This is a genomic window from bacterium, from assembly GCA_027622355.1.
GTDB lineage: Bacteria > UBA8248 > UBA8248 > UBA8248 > UBA8248 > JAQBZT01.
This window is the reverse complement of sequence record JAQBZT010000155.1, coordinates 1-7,284: the sequence shown is the minus strand read 5'-3', so window position 1 is coordinate 7,284 and position 7,284 is coordinate 1. Positions and strand designations below refer to the sequence as shown.

Genomic DNA, 7,284 nt, shown 5'->3' with positions numbered 1-7,284 from the left:
AGTGCCATGTTGTAGTAGAGGACGGCATCGCTCGGAACGACCGCCATGGCTTTGCGGTAGTTGTCGATGGCCTCCTTGAACTTGCGCTGGCGCCGGAAGGCCATGCCGAGACGGTTGTAATAGTGCACGTTTTCAGGGTCCGCCGCGAGGGCGAAGCCGAATTCCTCCTCGGCCAGATCGGCCCGGTTGTTCGCCAGAAAGAATTCCGCGACAGCGGCGTTCCGGGAGGCGGGGTCGGCCTCTCCTTCCACCGCGCGGTGAAGGGCGATCCGGGCGCCTTCCTCATCCCCCTTGGCCATCAGGGTCTTGGCCAGCTTCATCTGGCGGTCGCTGTTCTTCGGGCTGATTTTGGCCGCCCGCTGGAAGAGATCGTGGGCGGCGTCCGGCTCGCCTTTCTTCTGCAGCAGATCGCCGAGATGATCGTACGCCTTCGTGTAGTACTCGTCCCTATTCGTGGCCTCTTCGTAGCAGGCCTGGGCCTTTTCCGTATCGCCCATCCGCTCGTACACCTGCCCGGATTGCGTCAGGACCTGGGGGGAGTTTTTTCCCGCCTCATGCGCGACCTGGAGTTCTTCTTTGGCCTCATCGTAGGCCTCGATGTCGACAAAGGCGTGGGCCCGGGCCAGGGCGATGTTGGCTTCCATGGAGAAGGTGTACTTCTCCAGAACGCTTTGTATTTTTTCCTCGATCTCCTGCTGGTTGAGCGGCTTGATGAGATGGCCGTCAACGTCGTAGTCGTTCGTTTGGGCGAAGTCATCGTTGTCCAGCTGGCCCCGGCCGCTGATCATGATGAAGGGGATCTGCATGGTCATGGGTATCTTGCGCACGAGCTTGAGAAATTCTATCCCGCCCTTCGCGGGGATGGACCACGAGCAGAGGATGAAATCAATGGGCTTGTTTTTGAGCACTTCTATGCCCTCTTCATCCGTATTAACGCCCTGGACGGTGCCCACACCGCAGTTTTTCAGCATGGCCATCATGGCCCTGCGGAGGTCTCCCTGATCCTCCAGGATAAGGAACCGCAGATGTGATTCGAGCATGAAGTATCCTTTTCAGGGCAGTGTCGGAAACGGCGCGGTTTTCGGCCCGTCTCCTGTCTTAAAAGAATTGATTTCCCGCCAATTTCCTTTCCAGTTCTACCGGTTTATTCTTTGAACTTTCTCGTGCGAGCCAACGGGATCGGGGCGGTTCCAGTGAATAACCCGGGGCGGGGGCAGCTTGTGCGCAAACGGATACTAGCCACACCCTAATTTTTCAATAGTTTGAGAAAAAACGCAAGAGTCTAGTTTCATTTTTTGCTTCTGGCCGGGGGGAGGGCACCCCTTGCCGCCAAAGGGGAGGCGTGCTAGGTTTTCCCTCCGTTTTTACGGATTTTCAGCGATTTCAGCCCATTTCAGCCTGAGAGCCTGTGCCAGGGTGATGAGGAGTGTTATGTCCCCAATTCAGATCGAGCGCGCCGCGCGCCTGAAAACCCTCCCCCCGTATCTTTTCGCGGAAATCGACCGCTTGAAAAATGTGGAGATAAAAAAAGGAGTGGACATCATCAGCCTGGGGATCGGGGACCCGGACCTGCCCACCCCGGAGCACATCATCAGCGCCCTGGAGGGGGCCGCCCACCGGCCCAAGAATCATCAGTACCCTTCCTACGAGGGGATGCCCGCATTCCGGCAGGCGTGCGCGGACTGGTACAAAAAACGCTTTGGCGTCGAGCTCAACGCCGCCGACGAGGTGCTCTCCCTCATCGGGTCGAAAGAGGGGATTGCCCATATCACGTTGGCCTTCGTCAATCCGGGCGATTATGTGCTCGTGCCGGACCCGGCCTATCCGGTGTATGAAATCGGAACGCTCTTCGCAGATGGGAAAGTGCATTTCATGCCGCTGGAGGCGGAGCGGAAATTTCTGCCGGATCTCTCCGCCATTCCCGCCGACATTGCAAAGCGCGCCAAGATTGTCTTCGTGAATTATCCGAACAACCCCACGGCGGCCTGCGCGGAAGTGGGTTTCTATGACGAGCTTGTCGAATTCGCCCGGAGCTACGACATCATCGTCTGCAGCGACAACGCCTACTCCGAGATGGCCTTCGACGGCTACCGCCCGCCCAGCTTCCTGAACGCCGAAGGGGCGAAGGAGGTGGGGATCGAATTTCATTCCTGCTCGAAAACCTACAACATGACGGGCTGGCGCATCGGCTTCGCAGTAGGCCACCCCGATGTGCTCGCCGGTCTGGGCACTATCAAAACGAACGTGGACTCCGGCGCCTTCCAGGCCGTCCAGGAAGCCGCCATCGCTGCCCTCTCCTCGGATCAGAAATGCGTCGAAGACATGCGGAAGGCCTACGGCCGCCGCCGCGACGTCATGCTCGAAGGCCTCAAGCGACTGGGGCTTCAGGCGGATTCGCCCAAGGCCACCTTCTACGTCTGGGTGCGCTGCCCCGAGGGCTATACCTCGGGCGAACTGACGGCGCACTTTTTGCAGAAATGCGGTGTGGTGACGACGCCCGGCAACGGCTTCGGGAAGAATGGCGAGGGCTTTATCCGCATGGCGCTCACGGTTCCCGAAGATCGCTTGCGCGAGGCCATCCAGCGGATGGAGAAGGTGGGTTTTTGAGCACGCAGAATCGGATATTCGTCTCCCTCGGTGCGAACCTTGGCGAGCCCGTAGAACAGCTTCGGGATGCCGCCCGGCGCCTGGCGTCGGTGAAGGGATTTATTCTCGCCGCGAAGTCATCCTTTTATCTCACCGAACCGATCGGGCCGATCGCCCAGCCCGATTTCGTGAACGCCGCAGTGGAAATTCGGAGCGGCCACGCCCCCGGCGAGGTTCTCCGGGTGCTTCTTGAGGTGGAGCAGCGGATGGGCCGGGAGCGCTCCGGCCGCTGGGGTCCGCGGCGCATTGACCTCGATCTGCTGCTGTACGGGCGGTCGCTCTGCGATGCCCCCGGGCTTCATGTTCCGCACCCTCGTATGCATGAGCGGCGCTTCGTTCTCGCGCCGCTGGCCGAAATCGCCCCGGAGGTGCGGCATCCCGTCCTCGGGAAGACGGCGCAGGAACTCCTCGAGGCGCTCCGGGGGGATGAAACCTGGGTCAAACGCCTCGACGAGAAGTGGGACACCTCCCCCATACCCTCCCGCTGATTCCGGCGCATACGCGATTTCTGCCAGTACCGCTCAACTCTTTGGGGAAATTCAGTTAAGATTCATCTGGCGCATGGCCGGGGAGGCGGTTCACCGGATTAGAGCCTCCTCCCGCGGGATGCGTGCCGCCGCCTTCGCCCCGCCGCCCCGTCCATGGAACGCCTTATGCGTGTCGTCACAACACCCGGCCAGATGCAAAAAGAGGTGGAGGCGCTCAGGGGCGCAGCCGGCCGGCCGGTGGGTCTCGTGCCGACCATGGGGGCTTTCCACGAGGGCCACCTCAGCCTGATCCGCCGCGCGAAAAACGAGTGCCGAGGGATTCTCGTGTCCATCTTCGTGAACCCCGCGCAGTTCGGCCCCGGCGAGGATCTGTCCTCCTATCCCCAGACATTCGATGCCGACATCGAAGCGTGCCGCCGCGAGGGCGTCCACCTGGTCTATGCGCCGATGGCAAGCACAATGTACCCGGAGGGCTTCGGCACCTGGGTGGAGCCTTCTTCACTCGCAGCGGGTCTGTGCGGTCCCTTCCGGCCCGGCCATTTCCGCGGCGTGGTCACCGTGGTGGCCAAGCTGCTGACCGCCTGCCGGCCGGATCGCGCCTACTTCGGGGAGAAGGACTACCAGCAACTGATGGTGATCCGCCGCATGGCGGAGGATCTGGACTTGGGCATCGAGATCGTTCCCTGTCCGACAGTCCGCGAAAAGGACGGCTTGGCCATGAGCAGCCGCAACGCCTACCTCGGCCCGGAGGATCGGGCACGGGCCCTCTCCCTTTACCGGGGGCTCTCCCGGGCGGCGGAGCTGTTTGCGGCAGGGGAGCGGAAGGCGGTCCGGCTGATCGCCGCCGTGCGAAAAGAGCTGGACGCCGCCGGGCTCGATGCCGAATACATCCAGGTGGTGGACGCCCGAATGCTCAGGGAGCTGGACGAGGTGCGCGGACCGGCGCGGGTGGCGCTGGCTGTCCGGGTGGGCAGGACGCGCCTCATCGACAACATTCCGCTGGAGCCGGCGTAGGTGTGGCTCCTCCATGGACCCTTCGCCGCTGGAAGGCAGTGGGCATGATCTGGGAAACGCGAACGAAAAATCGGATCTGCGCGGCCGTTACCGCGGCGGCGCTCTCCGTGTTTCTCCTCGCCCCTGCCTCGGGCGCTCCGTCGAAGGAGAAGCCGGAGCAAATCCTTCTCTTCGGGCTCCAGGCGTTTCGGGATCGGCTCTATGAGCCGGCCGCCGATCTGCTTCGCCGCTACCTCTCCCTCTGGCCAGTGGGCAAGGAGGCGGCCACGGCGCGCTACTTCCTGGGCATGTCGCTCTCCCGCAGCGGGATGCGCAAGGATGCCGCCGCGGCCTTTCAGGAGTTTCTCCGCAACCACGGAAAGGACTCGCGGGCCGACAAGGTGCGGTTCCTGCTCGGGGAGGCGCTCGAAAAGCTGGGAAGACAGCAGGAGGCGGCCGAAGCCTATGCGGCGGTGGCGCCGGGCCCCTACCGCATCGAGGCCATCTACCGGCTCGCCGCCTTGCGCATGGCGCTGGAGAAATGGAAGGAGGCCGAGGCGGCCCTCCTCGCCTTTCTCAAGGGAGCGGGCGCGGACGCCCGCGTTCCCGGAGCCCTTTACGAGTGGGCCTTCGTCCTTGACCGGATGGGCAACGCCAAGGCGGAGACGGCTTACCGGGATGTGCTCGAGCGTTACCCGAAGCATCCCCGCCGGCGCCTCGCCCGCAGGCGGCTGGGTTTTCTTCTGTTGAAAAAAGGCCTGTACGCGGAGGCGGAGGAGACTTTTACCAAGCTGATCGCGGCGCACCCCGGCGAGGGGCGCAGCGGGCGGGTTCTCATCGCCCGGGCGGAGGGCCGGTATGCGCTGAAAAAATTTCCCCTTGCGGCCATGGATTTCGAAAAGGGGCTCGCTTTGGAGCTTCCTCCCGCGGAGCGGAAGAATGCTGAAGAGGGAAGGGCGGCCGCCTGGTGGGAGGCGAAGCGCTACCCGGAAGCCGTTTCCGCCTACCGTGTGCTCTTCGATCGGAAAGGGGCGGGGGCGGAGGTGCGCATCCGGTTCCTCTACAGTCTTGCACGGGCGGGCGGGTGCACGGAAAAAGAGCGCGAGCGGTTGAGGGGCGGGCTGCAAAAGATCCGGGAGGATGTCAAAGCCTCGGCGCCCAATGGATTTCTTCTTGCGGAATGTCTACGTCAGGCGGGCATGACCCCCGTGGCCGTGCAGGAGTTTCAGGGGCTGGCGGATCGCTTCCCGGGGGAGAACGAGGGAATCCTCGCCGCCCTTCGCGTGGCCGAGAACCACGAGCGGGCGGGGAAGAGGAAGGAGGCGGCCGATTGGTACGAAAGGGCCATCCGGGCGGCTATGGGCAAAGACCGCAAAAATCCTCTCCCCCATCCGCCCGAAATGTTGAAAGACCTTCGGCAGGCGGCGCTTCGTGCCGCTTTCTTGCGGTTCGAGCTGGGCGATTGCGGCGGGGCCTTGCGGGTGCTGCGGGATTTTCCCCACAAGACGATGCCCGAGGGCGCAAGGGCCGAGGTGGCCGCCCTGAGGGGGGAGTGCGCGCTCCGGAAGGGGGACATCAAGCAGGCGCAGCTCTACTTCGGCCAGGTGTTGACCGGGCGTCGCAGATCGGCGCTCGCGGCGCACGCGCGCTTCCAGCTCGCGGTCCTGGCCGAGGGGAAATCGGCGAAGAAAGATGCCGTGCGCAACTGGGAAGAGACTCTCCCGCTTCTTCCGGCTGCGCTGCAGCGCGAGGGCTGGCTTCGGCTGGGACGGCTCCACAAGAAGACGGGCGATCTTGCGAACGCCCGGAAGTGGCTGCTGAAATTCGCACAAGACAAAGGGGTCGATCTCGAGCGGCGGCGAAAGACGTGGCTCCTGCTCGCACGGGACGCCGCCGCCCTGAACAGGTGGGATGAGGCCGAGGAGGCGCTTTCGAACTGGGATGCGCTGAAGCCGCTGGTGAGGGCCGAAGGACTCCACCTGTGGACGCTGGTGCGCTTCCGCGCGGGAAAATGCGAGGCGGCGATCGAAACGGCGGCGCGGGGCCACTCTGAGCAGACGGAGGACGCCGTGCGGCGGGAGCTTCTGCAGATGCACGCATCGTGCCTGCTTCGCCTGAAGCGGTTCGCGCAGGCGCTGCCCCTGCTCCGGGAAGCCATTCGCCTCTCCCCCGACGATGCGGATCTGCGGCTTGTTCTGGCGGAAACGCTCGAGTTGACCGGAAAGAAGAAGGCGGCCGAGCTTGTGTACGAGGGAATCCTCGCCCTCGTCCCGGGGGGAGGGGACCAGTACCGAGCGGCGCTGCGCCTCGCGGCATTGAGAAGGGATCGGGGAGATCTCTCCGCGGCGCTCGACGCCTACCAGGTGGCCGCCCAGTCGAAGCGCCCCGATGTGGGCGCCGCCGCCCGCTATGAAACGGGCCGCCTGATGGAAAGACAAAAAAAACGCGCGGAGGCGCTCGCGCTCTACGAAAAGCTGGCCGCGGGCCCGGTGGGGGCCTCCCGCTGGGGGCGGGCGGCGAGATGGCGCGCCGCCGCGCTGTATGAAAAAAACGGGGAATGGGAAAAGGCGCTGGCCCATTACCTCGTGCTCGCCCGGATGGGACAGGGGGCGAAGGAGGCCAGCGTGGAAACCGCCCAGGCCGCTGCACGTGCACAGGAACTCCAGTCGTATCTGGAGTCCGTCCGCCGTCGAGTGGAGCGGATCAAGAAGCTGGAGCCGGCGCTGCGATGAAACGGCGATATTTCTTTCATAGGACGGTATCCGCCTCGTGGCTCTTTTCGGCGCTTTTGACCCTGGGCACGCCGGGGGTGGCGAAGGGCGCTCCGGCGGCCGCCCCGGAGGCGGAGGGGCGGCTGACCGTCAAGCTCCCCGAGGTGGTGATCGACTCGCCGGACATTTCACAGCTGATTTCGGGGCGCCTCAGGCCCCAGCCGCCCGTGCGGCTCGGGGTGAGGCTGCCCGATGTGTTGGCCGCTCCTCCCGCGCGAGAGACCGCTCTTCCGGCGCGGCCCATGCCTGGGGAGAGGGCGCCGGATATGGAACTGGCCGGGCCCTTCGGCGCTCTGGCGCGGGGATTCGGGGGCGAGGGCGCCAAGGTGGAAACCGCCATGGCGTTCTTGAAGAAAGACGATCCCGCCGAGGCGCTCCGCTATTTT

At 64.2% G+C, this 7,284-nt stretch carries 6 protein-coding genes; 5 read left to right on the top strand and 1 reads right to left on the bottom strand.

Annotated elements, in window-relative coordinates:
• On the bottom strand, positions 1 to 1,040 hold a 1,040-nt coding region (locus tag O2807_09785; GenBank protein MDA1000786.1), incomplete at its 3' end, for a response regulator.
• Positions 1,041 to 1,431: 391 nt separating this feature from the next.
• Between O2807_09785 and O2807_09780 the strand changes: the two genes are divergently transcribed.
• The 5 genes from O2807_09780 to O2807_09760 all read left to right on the top strand — a co-directional run.
• Positions 1,432 to 2,607: an LL-diaminopimelate aminotransferase gene (locus tag O2807_09780; GenBank protein ID MDA1000785.1), complete on the top strand. Its 1,176-nt coding sequence runs from the start codon at positions 1,432 to 1,434 to the stop codon at positions 2,605 to 2,607.
• Positions 2,604 to 3,134 carry a 2-amino-4-hydroxy-6-hydroxymethyldihydropteridine diphosphokinase gene (gene folK, locus O2807_09775; GenBank protein MDA1000784.1) on the top strand — a complete coding sequence of 177 codons (531 nt, stop codon included), beginning with the start codon at positions 2,604 to 2,606 and terminating at the stop codon, positions 3,132 to 3,134. Before O2807_09780 ends, folK begins: the two co-directional genes overlap by 4 nt.
• A 165-nt stretch (positions 3,135 to 3,299) precedes the next feature.
• Positions 3,300 to 4,148, top strand: coding sequence for a pantoate--beta-alanine ligase (panC, locus tag O2807_09770; protein ID MDA1000783.1), 849 nt, complete (start codon positions 3,300 to 3,302; stop codon positions 4,146 to 4,148).
• 44 nt (positions 4,149 to 4,192) lie between these two features.
• Positions 4,193 to 6,859 (top strand): tetratricopeptide repeat protein, encoded by a 2,667-nt coding sequence (locus O2807_09765; protein ID MDA1000782.1) that lies wholly within the window; start codon positions 4,193 to 4,195, stop codon positions 6,857 to 6,859.
• Positions 6,856 to 7,284, top strand: a 429-nt coding sequence (locus O2807_09760; protein ID MDA1000781.1) for a hypothetical protein, incomplete at its 3' end; no start/stop codon positions are given. The genes O2807_09765 and O2807_09760, both read left to right, overlap by 4 nt.